General features: G+C 72.3%; 16 protein-coding genes and 1 riboswitch. Of the genes, 7 read left to right on the top strand and 9 right to left on the bottom strand.

From position 1 onward, the window contains the following. Both NS220_RS15765 and cofG read right to left on the bottom strand, forming a co-directional pair. Nucleotides 1-1,174, bottom strand: a 1,174-nt coding sequence (locus tag NS220_RS15765; protein WP_081323225.1) for a flavin-containing monooxygenase, incomplete at its 3' end; no start/stop codon positions are given. Beyond that, nucleotides 1,171-3,582, bottom strand: coding sequence for a 7,8-didemethyl-8-hydroxy-5-deazariboflavin synthase CofG (gene cofG, locus NS220_RS15760; RefSeq protein WP_058624969.1), 2,412 nt, complete (start codon nt 3,580-3,582; stop codon nt 1,171-1,173). The genes cofG and NS220_RS15765, both read right to left, overlap by 4 nt. A 110-nt stretch (nt 3,583-3,692) precedes the next feature. Between cofG and NS220_RS15755 the strand changes: the two genes are divergently transcribed. After that, entirely contained in the window at nt 3,693-4,082 is a 390-nt protein-coding gene (locus NS220_RS15755; protein ID WP_058624970.1) for a hypothetical protein, read from the top strand. A 114-nt stretch (nt 4,083-4,196) separates the two neighbouring features. On the opposite strand, the gene NS220_RS15750 is transcribed toward NS220_RS15755, so the two are convergent. Further along, nucleotides 4,197-5,015 carry a TSUP family transporter gene (locus NS220_RS15750; protein ID WP_058624968.1) on the bottom strand — a complete coding sequence of 273 codons (819 nt, stop codon included), beginning with the start codon at nt 5,013-5,015 and terminating at the stop codon, nt 4,197-4,199. 104 nt (nt 5,016-5,119) lie between these two features. Between NS220_RS15750 and NS220_RS15745 the strand changes: the two genes are divergently transcribed. Continuing rightward, nucleotides 5,120-5,692, top strand: a complete 573-nt coding sequence (locus tag NS220_RS15745; RefSeq protein WP_058624967.1) for an NUDIX hydrolase — start codon at nt 5,120-5,122, stop codon at nt 5,690-5,692. A 9-nt stretch (nt 5,693-5,701) separates the two neighbouring features. Here the strand turns inward: NS220_RS15745 and NS220_RS15740 are convergent, their stop codons facing one another. After that, a complete protein-coding gene (locus tag NS220_RS15740) occupies nt 5,702-6,517 on the bottom strand; it encodes an ABC transporter permease (RefSeq protein WP_058624966.1) in 816 nt (271 codons plus the stop codon). After that, a complete protein-coding gene (locus NS220_RS15735; protein WP_058624965.1) occupies nt 6,514-7,884 on the bottom strand; it encodes an ABC transporter ATP-binding protein in 1,371 nt (456 codons plus the stop codon). Before NS220_RS15735 ends, NS220_RS15740 begins: the two co-directional genes overlap by 4 nt. A gap of 109 nt (nt 7,885-7,993) precedes the next feature. On the opposite strand from NS220_RS15735, the gene NS220_RS15730 reads away from it, so the two are divergent. From NS220_RS15730 to NS220_RS15710, 5 genes are all read left to right on the top strand, one after another. After that, nucleotides 7,994-9,058 carry an enoyl-CoA hydratase/isomerase family protein gene (locus tag NS220_RS15730; protein WP_058624964.1) on the top strand — a complete coding sequence of 355 codons (1,065 nt, stop codon included), beginning with the start codon at nt 7,994-7,996 and terminating at the stop codon, nt 9,056-9,058. Between the two features lie 7 nt (nt 9,059-9,065). Then, entirely contained in the window at nt 9,066-9,950 is an 885-nt protein-coding gene (locus tag NS220_RS15725) for an LssY C-terminal domain-containing protein (protein WP_058624963.1), read from the top strand. Continuing rightward, entirely contained in the window at nt 9,947-10,534 is a 588-nt protein-coding gene (locus tag NS220_RS15720; RefSeq protein ID WP_058624962.1) for a hypothetical protein, read from the top strand. The genes NS220_RS15725 and NS220_RS15720 overlap by 4 nt, the downstream gene beginning before the upstream one ends. 44 nt (nt 10,535-10,578) lie before the next feature. Further along, entirely contained in the window at nt 10,579-11,505 is a 927-nt protein-coding gene (locus NS220_RS15715) for a nuclease-related domain-containing protein (protein WP_058624961.1), read from the top strand. An 85-nt stretch (nt 11,506-11,590) separates the two neighbouring features. Then, nucleotides 11,591-11,785 carry a DUF5302 domain-containing protein gene (locus NS220_RS15710; protein ID WP_058624960.1) on the top strand — a complete coding sequence of 65 codons (195 nt, stop codon included), beginning with the start codon at nt 11,591-11,593 and terminating at the stop codon, nt 11,783-11,785. A 22-nt stretch (nt 11,786-11,807) separates the two neighbouring features. Here the strand turns inward: NS220_RS15710 and NS220_RS15705 are convergent, their stop codons facing one another. From NS220_RS15705 to NS220_RS20455, 4 genes are all read right to left on the bottom strand, one after another. Next, nucleotides 11,808-13,262 carry a bifunctional hydroxymethylpyrimidine kinase/phosphomethylpyrimidine kinase gene (locus NS220_RS15705; protein ID WP_058624959.1) on the bottom strand — a complete coding sequence of 485 codons (1,455 nt, stop codon included), beginning with the start codon at nt 13,260-13,262 and terminating at the stop codon, nt 11,808-11,810. Continuing rightward, on the bottom strand, nt 13,259-13,903 hold the full coding sequence (gene thiE / locus NS220_RS15700; protein WP_058624958.1) for a thiamine phosphate synthase: 645 nt from the start codon (nt 13,901-13,903) through the stop codon (nt 13,259-13,261). Before thiE ends, NS220_RS15705 begins: the two co-directional genes overlap by 4 nt. Beyond that, entirely contained in the window at nt 13,900-14,697 is a 798-nt protein-coding gene (thiM, locus tag NS220_RS15695) for a hydroxyethylthiazole kinase (RefSeq protein WP_081323223.1), read from the bottom strand. The genes thiE and thiM overlap by 4 nt, the downstream gene beginning before the upstream one ends. Then, nucleotides 14,689-14,780, bottom strand: a riboswitch (TPP riboswitch). (Overlaps the previous gene by 9 nt.) 20 nt (nt 14,781-14,800) lie before the next feature. Continuing rightward, nucleotides 14,801-14,995: hypothetical protein (locus tag NS220_RS20455; protein ID WP_440589473.1), on the bottom strand; the 195-nt coding region annotated here is incomplete at its 5' end.

Genomic DNA, 14,995 nt, shown 5'->3' with positions numbered 1-14,995 from the left:
CGGCCGAGTTGTGGCCGAGGCTCGCGTTCGGACCGTTGAGGACGAAGAGGTTCGGAAAGCCCGCCACGACGGTTGACCCGAACGAGGTCATCCCCTCGGACCAGTGCTCGGCGAGGGTGCCGTCGTCGCCGCGCACGAGGTCGGCGTAGGGCTGTTCGGCCGAGGCGAAGCCGGTCGCGAGCACGAGGACGTCGGCCTCGAACTCCGCGCCGCTGGCCGCGGTGAGCGTGGACCCGTCGACCGCGGTCAGGGCCGTGGGCTCGAGGGTCACGGCATCCGAGGCCACGGCGGGGTAGAACGCGTCCGAGAGCAGCACGCGCTTGCACCCGAAGGCATAGTCCGGGGTCAGCGCGGCGCGGAGCGCGGGGTCGGACACCTGCGCGTGCAGGTGGGCGAGAGCTGCTTCGCGGGCGGTGGCGGATGCCGCGGCATCGCCGGAGCGGGACGCGAAGCGTGCTTCTCCCTCGGTGTAGAGCTCGGCGCGCAGGCGCGCGAGGTCGCCGGGGTTCTCGAGCAGGCGTTCGCGTTCGGCGAGGGGGATCTCGCTCCCTCCGCGGGGGACGATCCACGCGGGCGTGCGCTGGAAGAGCGTCACGTGCGCGGCACGTCGGGCGAGCTCGGGGACGAGCTGGACGGCGCTTGCGCCGGTGCCCACGACGGCGACGCGTTTGCCGGTGAGGTCGACGTCGTGGTCCCAGCGGGCCGAGTGGAACAGGGCGCCCTCGAACGACTCCAGACCGTCGATCGCGGGCACGTGCGGCTCGGTCAGGCGACCGCAGGCGAGGACGAGTGACCGGGCCGTGAGGGGCTCCGCGCCGGTGTCGATGCGCCACACCGCGTCGATGGCATCCCACTGCGCTCCGAGCATCGGCGTGCGCAGTCGGAGGCGGTCGCCGAGGCCCTCCCGCGCCGCGACGTCGCGCAGGTACGCCTGGATCTCGCCGCCCGGGGCGAAGGTGCGCGACCAGTGCGCGTTCGGGTGCGCGGCGAGGCTGTAGAGGTGAGCGGGCACGTCGCAGGCGACGCCGGGGTAGGTGTTGTCGCGCCAGGTGCCGCCGACGTCGTCGGCGCGTTCGAGGACGACGAGGTCGTCGCGGCCCGCCCGCCGCAGCGCGCCCGCCATGGCCAGACCGGCGAAACCGGCGCCGACGATCGCGACGTCGATGGTCCTCACCCGTGGGCTCCGTTCCGGGCCGTGGCATCCGCGGCCGTCGACATCCCGCCGGCGACCCGATAGTCGGTCGTCCGCTGCCGGAACGGGCGCATGAGGCTTCGGGCGATGCGCTCGGCGGCCGCGACCGGGAGCTCGAGGCCCTGCTCGATGCCGGTGTCGGGCAGCACGCGACCGTCGTATAGTGTGCCCCCGAGGTCGTCTCCGCCCGAGCGCAGGAGGACGGCGGCGACCTCGCGGCCTACGCGCGTCCACGGGATCTGCACGTGCGGGATGCTGCCCGACAGCAGCAGGCGCGACACGGCGACCATCGCGCGGTGCTCGTCGAGGGGGCTGCGTCCCTCGACCAGGGGGACGTCGCCGCCGGGCAGCGGGATGGGCACGAACTCCGCGAAGCCGCGGGTGTCGGCCTGGATCTCGCGCAGGCGCCGCAGGTGGGCGACGCGTTCTTCGGCCGTCTCGACGTGCCCGTAGAAGAGCACCGAGGTCGAACGGAACCCGGCGCGGTGCGCGGCGGAGATGCCCTCGACCCAGCGGTCGATGTCGAGGTCGCCCGGCGCGACGAGGGCGCGCACCCGCTCGCTGAGGATCTTCACACCCGTGCCCGGGACCGTGTCGACCCCCGCGTCGCGCATCGCGGCCAGGGCGCCGGCGAGGCCGAACCCGCCGCGGTCGGCGAGGTCGCGCACGTCGGCGGGACGGTAGGCGTGGACATGGATGCCGGGAGCCCCGCGCTTCACGGCCCGCACGAGGTCGAGGTAGGCCGAGGGGTCCTCGTCGGGGCGAAGAGAGCCCTGGATGCAGATCTCGGTGGTGCCCAGCTCGGCCGCGTCCGCGGCGATCGCCGCGGCGTCGTCGAGATCGAACTCGCCGATCGCGGCGCGCCCGGTGCGCCGGAACCCCGTGGAGGTGAGGTTGCGGTTCTGCACCAGGGTGATGGGCTCGCCGACGGTGTAGCGGCGGGCATCGTCGGCGGTCGCGGTGAGGGCGTCGAGCTCGGCGCCGGTGGCGTGGAGCAGACGCGTCCAGTCCGCGTCGTCGAGGGCGAGGGGATCGGATGCCGCGCGCTCCGCGAGGCGCTCAACTCCGGGGTCGGAGGGGATTCCGGGAGCGGAGGGCGCCAACGCGCGGGGAACGCCCTGGCCAGGGACGTTCGAGGTGCCGACGGCGCGCGGGATCACGTCGGCGGCGAGCCCCTCGGCATCCGCCAGGGCCCGAACCGGCGCGTGGAGGGCCGGGTCGAACCAGTGCGCGGCATCTTGAACGAACTCCGGGTGCGCGGTCAGACGCTCGCGCAGCGTGTAACCGTGGGCGGCCGTCTGCGCGGCGAGGTCGTCGATCTGCGGCCACGGACGCTCGGGGTTCACGTGGTCGGCGGTGAGCGGCGACACGCCACCCCAGTCGTCGATCCCTGCCGCGATCAGGGCGCCGAGCTCGCGGGGGTCGGACAGGTTCGGCGGAACCTGGATGCGCATGTCGGGGCCGAACACCAGTCGCGCCGTGGCGACCGCGGCGAGGTACTCGGCCAGATCGGCGTCGGGCGCGCCCTGCATGGCGGTGCGGGGCTTCGCGCGGAAGTTCTGCACGATGATCTCTTGCACGTGCCCGTGGCGGTCGTCGATCTCGCGCAGCGCGACGAGCGACTCGGCGCGGTCGCGCACGGTCTCGCCGATGCCGACCAGGATGCCCGTGGTGAACGGGACCCTCGTGGCTCCGGCATCGTCGATGACCCTGAGGCGCAGGTCGGGGTCCTTGTCGGGGGAGCCGAAGTGGACCTGCCCCGGCTCTTCGTACAGGCGGCGCGAGGTGGTCTCGAGCATCATGCCCATCGACGGGGAGACCGGTCGCAGCGCCTGCAGTTCGTCGGGGTGCATGACGCCGGGGTTGGCATGGACGAGCATGCCCGTCTCAGCCGTGATGAGGCGCGCGATGTGGGCGACGTAGTCGATGGTCGAGGCGAAACCGTGCTCGTCGAGCCAGGCACGGGCCTCGGGCCAGCGCTCCTCGGGGCGGTCGCCGAGGGTGAGCAGGGCCTCTTTGCAGCCGAGCGCCTGCCCTTGCCTTACGACCGTGAGCACCTGCTCGGGGCTCATGTACGTGGGCTTGCGCAGCAGGTTGAGCTGGCCCGGGGTGTCGACGAAGACGCAGTAGTGACACCGGTCTCGGCAGAGGGTGGTGAGCGGGACGAAGACCTTGCGCGAGTACGTCAGAATCCCCCGACGCCCCGCGCGGGCCAGGCCCTCGTCGCGCACCGCTCCCGCGACGCGGAAGAGCGCGTCGAGGGGAGCGCGGAGCAATCGCTCGGTCTCGTCGACGTCCGGTCGGTGTCCGCCGCTGACGCGCGCGAGAAGATCGTCGATCGATGTGCCTCGGGCCGGTGCGACTCGTGGCGCCACACTGCCCGTACTCATCGCTCCAGGCTATCCCTCGCCTCCGACCTGCGGGCCGGGTTCGCGATCGTTGCCGTCTCGTGAGGGTCCCGCCGCGGTGGCCATCGGCGAGGGCTGGCAGGATGGATGCCATGGTGACCCTGCTGCTCGACTCGACGCAGCTCGAGGTCGTGCTGTCGCCGACCGAGCGCGCGCTCTCCTTCCGCAAGAACAACATCGTCGTCCCGCGCGAGCACATCGATCGCGTCCAGTTGACGGACGATGCGTGGACCTGGCTCCGCGGCGTGCCGAACCCCGGGATCAACCTCCCCGTCGCGGTCGGCGCGGGGACGTGGAAGTCCGCGAGCGGCAACGACTTCGTCATCATCCGCGGCCGCAAGCCCAGCGTCGTGGTCGACCTGGCCGGTCACGACGAGTTCGAGCGGCTCGTGCTCACCACCAAACACGGTGTGGCCTTGCTCAAGGCGCTGCGTCTGGACGTGGCATCCGAACCCGAGGACGTGGCCGACATCGTCGCCTGACATCCCGCGGGCCGCCAGCGGGGTTTGAGTGTCCAAACCACCCGGACGATTTTTGAGACGTCCGGGTTTCTTGGACACTCAACGAGGGGAAGGGCCCACCGCGGGGGAACGCGCTCAGGACGTGAACTGCACCACCGTGTCCCACGCGAGCTTCACGATGAGGATCGACAGCGTCACGAGGAACACGATCCGCACGAACCCGCTCCCGCGGCGGGTCGCCATGTGCGCGCCGATGAAGCCACCGGTCACGTTCATCACGGCCATCGCGAGGCCCAGGACGACCAGGATCTCGCCGTGCACGCCGTAGACCGCGAGGGCGGCGAGGTTCGTGGTGAGGTTCGCGATCTTGGCGTTGACGCTCGCCTGCAGGAAGCCGTAGCCCAGCACGCCCACGATGAGGATCACGAAGAACGAGCCCGTCCCCGGACCCAGGATGCCGTCGTAGAAGCCGACCGCGAGACCGATCGCCCCCGCGCGCCAGGCGATCGCCCCGCCGGCGCTGTGCCGCGGCTCGTGCTCGAGGCCCATTCTGGGCTTCAGGAGCGTGTAGAGCGCCACGGCGATCACGGCCACCAGCACGATCGGCGTCAGCACCTCGCGCGCGATGTAGCGGGAGAGTGCGGCGCCGACCGTGGACCCGGCGTAGGCCCCGGCGATGAGCGGGACCAGCAGGACGAGCTGCACCTTGATCTTGCGCAGGTACACCCAACTGGCCGAGAGCGTGCCGAAGAACGAGGAGAGCTTGTTCGTACCCAGGATGAACGGGGTCGCGACGTCTCTCGGCACGGCGATGACCAGGGCCGGCAGCTGGATCAACCCGCCGCCTCCGACGACCGCGTCGACCCAGCCGGCGACGCCCGCGGCGACCAGCAGGACGACGAGAGCGGCCACCGAGACGGGGAGCCACTCGGCGATCACCGGTCCATCGAGCACGGTTGATTCTCACCGACGCGAAGGACCGAGCCAAATGCAGGGCCCGGCGCGGAGGCGACGAGGTGTCACCCAGGTGTCCCGGCGGGAGCGCGTACGGTGACGTCATGACGAGTGAGATCGAGCAGGGGTGGGAGACACTGTCTCGTCGAGAGGTCTATGCGGGTCGCGTGCGCATCGTCGAGCATGACGTGGTGCTGCCGGACGGGACGCCGTCGTCGTACGAGATCGACGAGAGCGTGCCCTTCGCGGTCGCCACCCTCGTGGTCGAGGGGGCTCACCTCGTGCTCGCTCGGCAGTACCGATACCCGCTCGACCGGTGGATCTACGATCTCCCCGGAGGGGCGGGCCACCCGACGGAGACTCCCGAGGACGCGGCTCGTCGCGAGCTCGAAGAGGAACTCGGGCTGATCGCGACGGAGCTCGTGCCGCTGCAGACCTTCTTCGTCAACCCCGGACGTGCGGCCTGGCCCGTTCACCTGTTCCTATGCGTGGCCGAGACGCGATCGGGGGTCGCCGACACGTCGGACCCGGCCGAGCAGGTCCGGCACGCGCGTCTGGGTCTCGATGACCTGGATGCCGCGATCGCGCGCGGAGAGATCGTCGATCCCGCACTGCTCATCGCACGGGCGAGTGCTGCGGCGCGGGGTTTGCTCCCGCCGCTCGCGCCGACTCCCTGAGGATCCGGCTCAGTCGACGTCGCGACGCCAGGTCGTGAAGAGACCGATCACGAGGAAGACGACCGCGTACCCCAGCAGCACGAGCCCGCCGACCCACCAGTCCAGCGATCCCGAGCCGCCGGCCGACATCGCGCCGAAGATCGTCTTCCCCACGAGGGCGTCGCTCGCGGCGCTGGGGAACCACTTCACGACGTCGCTGAAGCCCGAGACGAGCCCGCCGAGGGTGCGGACGATCGGCTCGATGAAGAGGGTGACGGCGAGCACGATGACGATCGCGGCCACCTGGTTGCGCACCACGGTGCCGACGCCGATCCCGACCACCGCCCACAGGGCGAACGCGAGCAGCATCCGTCCGATGAGCGTCCACGTGTCGGAGGAGCCGAGCTCGGGGTCGACGCCGAAGATGCTCAGCACGCCGGCGCCGGCGGCGACCGCGGCGGCGGATCCGAGGATGCCATACAGCAGACCGACCACGATGCCCACGAAGAACTTCCCGCCGAGCACGATGCCGCGGCGCGGGGTGGCGAGGAAGGTCGGCGTGAGCGTCTTGTGGCGGAACTCGGTCGTCACCATCAGCGTGCCGACCAGCAGGGGGAAGACGTAGCCGACCCCGCTCGCCGAGCTGTAGACGAGACCGGCGAGCCCCTCGGTCTGCGGCGTGGGGCCGTTGCCCGTGAGCCGACCGGAGGCGACGCCCCCGAAGACGAGGGCGAGGACGCCGGCGGTGAAGGCGACGTAGACCACGAGCACGATCGCGAGCACCCACCACCCGACGGTGGAGAACTGCTTGGTGTACTCGGAACGCGTGACGGCGACGAGGCTCATCGGGACACCTCCGTGTCATCGGTCGCGGCGTCGTGGTTCTCTGCGCCGTCTGTCGTGGCGCCGTCGGTCGGCGCGGACGCGGGTGGCACCACATCGATGACTCCCGTGGACGCCACCGAGTAGGACGGCCGTGACTGTCCCTCTTCCGCGGGGAGGGGGTGCGTCGGCGCGGAGCGCGACCCGGCGCGGGTGGCCGCGGGGACCGTGACCATGTCGGTCGAGGGGGCCGTCTCACCGACCGGAGCGCCGGCGCCGGGCGCGGGGGTGTCGACGGGGGCAGCCGCGGGCAGCGGATCGACCGCGGGCGCCGGGGTCACGGCATCCGGAACCGCGGCATCCGGAACCGCACTCGAAACCGCGGGCGCCGGGGTCGCGGCATCCGTCGCTCCGGCATCCGGCAGCGCTGTGTCCGGAGCCGGAGCCGGAGCCGGAGCCGGGGCCGGAACCGTCGTGCCGCCCGCGCTCGCGTGCACGCGAACGCCGCTGACGAGCTCGAGGAAGATGTCCTCGAGGCTGGCTCCCTTGCTCTGCAGGTTCGACAGCGCGATGCCGGCCCCGGCGGCGAGGGCGCCGACCTCGACCGGCTCGAGGTGACGGATCGTGAAGCCGTTGCGCAGCAACTGGTACGGGATGCCGCGCTCATCCAGCAGCGCGGACAGCGCCGCGCGGTCGGGCGCGTCGACGACGGTGGCGTACTCGTCGGGGTCGGCGAGGTCTTCGACGCCGCCCTGGAAGACGAGGCGGCCGTGCGAGATGATCAGCAGCGCGTCGACGGTCTGCTGCACCTCGGCGAGCAGGTGCGAGGAGATCAGGACGGTGCGTCCCTCTTCCGCGAGGTGACGCAGCAGCGAGCGCATCCACCGGATGCCCTCGGGGTCGAGCCCGTTCGTGGGCTCGTCGAGCACGAGCACGCCCGGGTCGCCGAGGAGGGCCGTGGCCAGGCCCAGGCGCTGGCGCATGCCGAGGGAGAACCCGCCGACGCGGCGTCCGGCGACGTCGGCCAGACCGACCAGGCCCAGCACCTCGTCGACGCGCGAGGTCGGGAGCTTCGCGGCGCGGGCGTACACCTTGAGGTGGTTGGCGGCGGAGCGGCCGGGGTGGAAGCTCGAGGCCTCGAGGGCCGCTCCCACCGTCTGCAGGGGCGACGCGAGGTCGGCGTATCGCTGGCCGCCGATGGTGGCCGTGCCCGAGGTCGGACGGACCAGGCCCAGCAGCATGCGCAGCGAAGTGGTCTTGCCGGCGCCGTTGGGACCGAGGAAACCGGTCACGAGGCCGGGTTCGACGCGCGCGTCGAGGGAGTCGACGGCGGAGACCGCACCGAACCGTTTGGTCAGGCCGGTGAGTTCGAGCACCTGTCCCTCGGGCATGCGGCACCTTTCGTTCGACGGGCGTTCTGCCCATCTTCCCCGATCCGGGGCGGAAAACGCACCTCCGGGCGGGCGGAGGGGCCGTCGGGCGCCTGTGTAACGTGGCAGCGTGAACGCTCAGCGAGCCGACGACGACGCCGTGCTGGTGCACGCCCTCCGCGGTGTCGGGCATCTGACCCTCAACCGACCGCGGGCGATCAACGCCCTCGGACTCGACATGATCCGCGACCTCGCCGCGGCCCTGGACCGGTGGAAGCACGACACCGACATCGAGCTCATCCTGCTCGACGGGGCGGGCGAGCGGGGATTCTGCGCGGGCGGCGACGTCCGCGCGCTGCACGGACTGGTCGTGGACGGGCGCGTCGATGACGTGCACACCTACTTCCGCGAGGAGTACGCGCTCGACCATCTCATCGCGTCGTACCCGAAGCCCGTCGTCGCGATCGCGGACGGGGTGACCATGGGCGGCGGCATCGGCCTCGCCGGCCACGCCGCGATCCGCATCGTCACCGAGGACTCGCGTCTGGCGATGCCCGAGACCCGCATCGGGTTCACCCCCGACGTGGGCGGTTCCTGGCTGCTCTCGCGCGCGCCGGGTCGGGTGGGCGAGTACCTCGGGCTGACCGGGGCGACGATGGATGCCGCGGACGCCATCTACGCGGGATTCGCCGACCACCTCGTGCCCACGGCCCATCTGCCGGCGCTGTACGACGCGTTCCAGGTGCGGGCCGACCCCGCGAGCCCCACGGAGCTGGTGCTGCTGTTCGACGAGACCGCGGGCCCGTCCCGGCTGGAGGCCGCCCGTCCGTGGATCGATGACGCTTTCGCCGCCGATGACGTGCACGGCATCCTGGAGCGTCTTCGTGGGCGCCCGGAGCCGGACGCGCACGAGACGGCGGATCTGCTGGCCGCGTCCGCCCCGATTGCGGTCGCGGTGACGCTGGCCGCTGTCCGCCGGGCGCGGACTCTTCCCGACCTGCGGGCCGCACTCGCGCAGGAGTACGGTCTCGTCATGTGGTTCGCCCAGACCCAGCCCGACCTGGTCGAGGGCATCCGCGCACAGCTCATCGACAAGGACCGGTCGCCGACGTGGTCGCCGGGGCGGCACGAGGATCTCGCGCCCGAGGTCGTGGCATCCGCTCTCGCCCACGAGCCCGCGGTGCCGCTCTGGTGAGACGCCCGTGACCCGCAGAAGACGTCGGTGGTCGATCGGGCATCTGCTCGACGGCTTCTTCTTCGTGTTCGCGGGGCTCGCGGCCATCTGGCTGGCGTACCTGAGCCTCACGCAGGCGTTCCAGGTGGGGTGGGCGGGCGTGCTGCTGGCGATCGCCTTCTGGGGGCTTCTCGCCTACCTCGTGCTGCCGCGTCTGCACCGCATCCTCACGTCGATCTACGTGCCCGACTACTTCATGGGGCGCACGCGCACCTCGGACGGGCTGCTCGGCGACCCGGTCAACCTCGCCGTCCTCGGGGAGCGGGAGCAGATCGAACAGGCGATGGCGGCGGCCGGGTGGATCGCCGCCGACCCGGTCGGGTGGGGATCGTCGTGGCGGATCATCACGTCGACGCTCCGGCGGCGGAGCTACCCGCGTGCTCCCGTGAGCCCGCTGTTCCTGTTCGGGCGCATGCAGGACCTCGCGTACCAGCAAGAGGTCGCGGGCTCGCCGGCGCAGCGCCACCATGTGCGGTTCTGGCAGTGTCCGCAGGGGTGGCTGCTGCCGGGTGGGCGCCGGGTCGACTGGCTCGCGGCCGGCACCTTCGATCGGGCCGTCGGCCTCTCGCTCTTCACGCTCCAGGTCACGCACCGCATCGACGCCGACACCGACATCGAACGCGATCACATCGTCGAGAGCCTGACGGGCGTCCCCGGGGTGAGGGTCGACGTGATCCGCGACTTCGCGACCGGCTACCACTCACGCAACGGAGGGGGAGACAGCATCACGACCGACGGTGATCTGCCGATCCTCGACGTCCGCGGGGTCCGGATCCCGGGTGCAGAGATTCCGGATGCCTCCATTCCCGGACACGCGGCCCGAGGCACCGGCGACGTGGGGGCGCCACGGTGAGCCCGCAGCGTCATCCGCGCAAGCGCGCGGCCTTCGAGCCCCTCGCGCCGCCCGTGGTGCGCAATCCGCGGATGCGGCGGCCTGCCGCCACCGTCGCGGGTGGCGTGCTCGTGCTCTTGCGTGCGATCTCCGGCGCGGTCTGGGGAGCCTCGGTCGCTTTCGGTCTGCCGCCGTGGCTGCGGTCGGTCTCCGGTTTCGCCAACGGCGACAACACGATCCCCACGGATCAGACGATCGACGACCTCGGCATCGGCATCGAGGCGTTCGTCGGGGTCATCGCCGTCATCTTCCTCGTGCAGGTGGTGTTCGGCATTCTGCTGTTGTGGGGGAGCAACTCCGCGCGGGTGATCGTGATGATCGTCTCGACGATGTCGATCGCGGCCGCGTTCGTGAGCTGGTGGGAGACGGGCGTCGAGATCACCGTCGCGACGAGCCTCGTCACGCTCGCGCTGGACATCCTGGTGCTGCTCGCGCTGTCGAGCCGGGATGCCGCGGCCTTCGCGCGCCGCAACGACAAGCGCGACGGAGCTCTCCGCGTCCCGCCGCCGGGCCCGCCCGGCGCGCGGACAGGTGCGGCGGGTTAGCCTGAGAGGCGCCGCGCACGCGCGCGGCGGAGGGGAAGACGCAGGTGTTCGACAGTCCGATGTCGGTCTCGGCCTACGAGGTGCTTCGCGTGACGGTCGACGTCGACGACGAGGCACTGCGCCGTGCGTATCGCGCCCGCCTGCGTGAGACCCATCCCGACACCGGCGGCGATGCGGCCCTGTTCGTGCAGGTGCAGCGCGCGTGGGAACTCGTCGGAACGCCCGAGGCGCGCGCCGCCTACGATCGCGGCCGCGGAACGTCCTCGGCGGAATGGGGCGCGGGGCCCGCGGCATCCGCTCCCTCCCGTCCTGCCGACACCCGTCCACGAGCGCGCTCCCACGGACAGCCCGGGGGCTGGCGGCGCGAGCGCTACCTGTCGCTGATCCGCGAGTGGGTCGGACGCGGGGTGGACCTCGCCGACCCGTACGACCCGGCACTCGTGCGCTCGGCGCCTCCCGAGATCCGGCACATCCTCGCCGACGCGCTCGCCGAGGAGGAGACGGCGCGACTGGTCTCGGAGCTCGGCATGGGCTACACGGTGTGGCACGACGTGTTCGCCGATCGAGACGGGCGGGATCCGGAGCAGAAGATCGACCACCTCGTGCTCGGCCCGAGCGGGCTCTACGCGATGCTGAGCGAGGACTTCGGGGGACCGGTGGGGATTCGGCGCGGAGAGATCTCGGGGGCGAACGTCATCGGATCTCCCGTGACGCAGCTCGTCTCCCGCGCCCGCGTCGTCGCGCGGGCGGCGGGGGTGCGCTTCAGCGGGGCGATCGTCGTGCTGCCCGACGACGCGGTGCTCGACGCGATCACCGACCTCGGGAAGGTCCGCGGGACGCCCGTGGCGCTCGTGACACGCAGTGCGTTGACGACGCTGCTGCGGCGGGGGATCCCCGGGGCGCGCGAGGTCGGGGGAACGGAGCTGTTCGACATCCGCACGCGCCTGCAGCAGCGGGTCCGGCACGTCTGAGGCTTCACGCGTGTCGGCGTCGCGCCCCGGCGTCGCCGGTCGCGGCGCGCTCGCGCGGCGGGCGGGGCATGCCTAGGGTGGGGGAATGAGTACCGACGAGACCCCGGACGCCCCCGGATCCGAGGACGCGGCGTCCGATATGAAGCGCAAGTTCCGTGAGGCGCTGGAGAAGAAGAACGGGCAGCAGCGCGCGGGTCAGGCGCACCTCGACGGCAACTCGGCGGTGCACGGGACGCATGCCGCCGTGACCAAGCGCGAGTTCCGCCGCAAGAGCGGCTGACCGGGGGTTCTCGGATCTTCCTTCAGGTCTGCTGTCGCAGTGGTGCCTCGAAGAACGCGAGTTCGAGCGCCATCGAGCGATCGTAGGCCGCGGCCATCGCGTCCCGGACGCGGGGGGATGCCGCCCGCGCGGCGGCATCCGTGATCCGGGCGGCGGTGGCCGAGGAGTCCGCGAACCGCTCGTCGCCGTACGCGGTGAGCCAGTCGGCGTAGGGGTGGCCGGCGTCGAACGTCCCGCGCCAGCGGACGCCGATGTCGGTGTAGAGCACGAAGCACGGCAGGATCGCGGCGACCAGGATCGGGTACGAGCCGGAGGCGGACGCCGCGTGCAGGTGGTCGGTGTAGTCGACGGTCGATGTCGCGGGGGCGAGTCCGGCGGGGTCGACGTGCGACTGGTGGAGTGCCGCCTCCTCCTCGAGGCAGGACACCGATGCCGCGGCCCAGAAGCGCTGTTCGTCGGCCGAAGGGGCCAGCGCCGCTGCTCGCGCGAGGACGCGCGCGTACTCGCGCAGGTAGAGCAGATCCTGGCCGAGGTACCACGCGAACGCGGCGCGATCGAGGTCTCCGGATGCCAGTCCGCGCACGAACGCGCAGGCGTCGACGTCGGCGCGGGTCGAGGCGATGGCATCCCATCGCGCGGAGCTCCATGACCGCCCGAGGTCTCCGCGGGCGACATCGATGTGCGGGCGGAGCTCGTGCAGGTGGTCGATCGGGCCGTTGCCGCGGCCGACGTGCAGGGCCTCGGCGTGCTCGAGGGCGCCGGTGAGCCAGAGCTTCGCGCGTTCCAGCGCCGCGAGCCAGGGGAGGCCGTAGGCGCCGAGAGTGGCCATGGCGGACGACAGCGAGCAGCCCGTGCCGTGGGTGTGGCGGGTGTCGACGCGGCGTCCGGGCACCGGATGCACGCCGTCGGCGTCGACGATGGCGTCGGGGCTCTGGGCGCCGTCGAGGTGGCCGCCCTTCAAGAGGACGGTGGTGTTCGCGTCTCCGGCGAGGAGGCGAGCCTGCGCGACGGCCGCGTCCCAGGTGGAGGCGACGGGTCGGTCGACGAGGACGGCGAGCTCGGGAAGGTTCGGGGTGACCAGATCGGCGCGGTGACAGAGTGCGCGGACCGCGGCCTCGGCGTCGGCATCGAGCAGGCGATCGCCGCTGGTCGCGACCATGACGGGGTCGAGGACGACGAGCGGCGGCCGCACGGCGGCGAGCCAGGCGTCGACCGTCTGGACGACGTCGGCGGAGCCGAGCATGCCGATCTTGACCGCGTCGATCTCGACGTCGTCGCTCACCGCGCGCAGCTGCGCCGCGAGGAACGCCGTCGGTGGCACGTGCACCTCGCGGACGCCGAGGGTGTTCTGGGCCACGAGAGCTGTGACGGCCGCCATGCCGTAGCCGCCGAAAGCGGCGATGGACTTCAGGTCGGCCTGGATGCCGGCGCCCCCGGTGGGGTCGGTGCCGGCGATGCTGAGGACGCGGGGGATCATGCGGACGCTCCCCAGGCTCCGCGCAGGCGACGCACGACCGCTCCGGGGTCGTCGGCCGCGCACACGGCGGACACGACGGCGACGCCCGCGGCTCCCGCCGTGCGCAGCGCGGGCGCGTCGTCGACGTCGATGCCGCCGATCGCGACACACGGAAATCCGGTGGTTGCCGCCAGTTCGGCGAACCCCTCGACCCCCAGCGGCTGCGGGTGGTCGGGCTTGGTCGCCGTGGCACGGATGACCCCCACGCCGAGGTAGTCGACGGTGCCGTCGGGCAGAGCGGCGGCCGCCGCGAGGTGCGCCGGGGTGTTCGCCGTCCATCCCACGAGGGCGTCGGGGCCGAGGAGGGCACGCGCGGCATCGACGGGAAGGTCGCTCTGTCCGAGGTGGATGCCGTCGACTCGCGCCCCGCGATCGCGCGCGGCCAGCACGATGTCGAGGCGATCGTCGACGACGAACGCGCAGCGCCCTGCGACGACGTCGGCGAGGTCGAGCGTCCGGGCGAAGAGTTCGCCGCCGGTGGCGACCTTGTCGCGCAGCTGGACGACGGTGACGCCGGCGGTCACTGCCTCGTCGACGATGTCGCGCAGGCGAGAGAACGGCACGCGGTGGTCGGTGACGAGGTGGAGGGAGAGGTCGGTCATCGCGCGACCTCCCCGCGGCCTCGGAGGTCGGCGGGCTCGACCCGGGAGAGCTCGTCGAGGAAGGCGACGGCGAACGAGCCCGGACCTCGAGCTCCGGATGCCGCCCGCTCCGACGCCACGGCCCAGACGGCGCTCGCCGCGATCGCGGCGTCGAACGGTTCCACGACAGCCCCGAACGCTGCCATCGCGGCTCCCAGGGCGCAGCCGCCCCCGGTGACCTTGGTCAGCAGGACGCTTCCGCCGGGGACGCGGGCCGTGCGGGTGGCATCCACGATCAGGTCCGTCGGGCCGGAGACGGCGACGGTTCCGCCGGTGCGCACCGCGAGGCCGCGGGCCGCGTCGAGCGCGTCGTCGGCGTCGTCGGTGGCGTCGACGCCGCGTCCGCCCGTTCCTGCCCCGGCCAGGGCGAGGATCTCGGACGCGTTGCCCCGGATGATCGCCGGTCGCGCCTCGAGCAGCTCGTGCGCGAGCGCCGTGCGCACGGGGAGGGCTCCGACCGCGACAGGATCGAGTACCCAGGGGGTGTTCGCCGCGACGGCCTCGCGCGCGGCTTCGCGTTGCTCGGCGGTGGGGGTGCCGAGGTTGACGAGCACGCCGCCCGCGATGCCGGCGAACATGCCGGCCTCGCCGGGGATGTCGCACATCGCGGGAGCTGCGCCGAGCGCGAGCAGCGCGTTCGCGGTGAAGTTGGTCACCACCGCGTTGATGATGCACTGCGTGAGCGGAGCGGCCTCGCGGAGGAGAGCCAGCGCTTCGGCGGGGGTGGACGGAGACGACGACGTGCGAACGACCATTCGCGACATCCCTTCGCTAGTACGAACTAGATCAGGTTCGACGGGTGTGTTCTCAGCCCTCGCGGGCACCCCGTGTCACTGCGGGCGACGTTAGCACAGCGGTTCACAGCGGTTCACGGGGGTTCGCGGTGGTGTCGCGGGTGGGGGGCCGTGCCGCGCGGGGTGCGCGCGGGCGAGGGACGGTCTGAGCCAGAGCGCACGGCTCACGGATCGTCTCGGCGACACCGGCCGCGCCGGTGGGCCGGGGCGTGCGGGCGCGTCGACGGTCCCAGGGCTCGCGGTGGTGTCGCGGGTGGGG

Source organism: Microbacterium testaceum (assembly GCF_001476655.1).
Taxonomy (GTDB): domain Bacteria; phylum Actinomycetota; class Actinomycetes; order Actinomycetales; family Microbacteriaceae; genus Microbacterium; species Microbacterium testaceum_C.
This window is presented reverse-complemented; position numbering and strand designations above follow the sequence as displayed.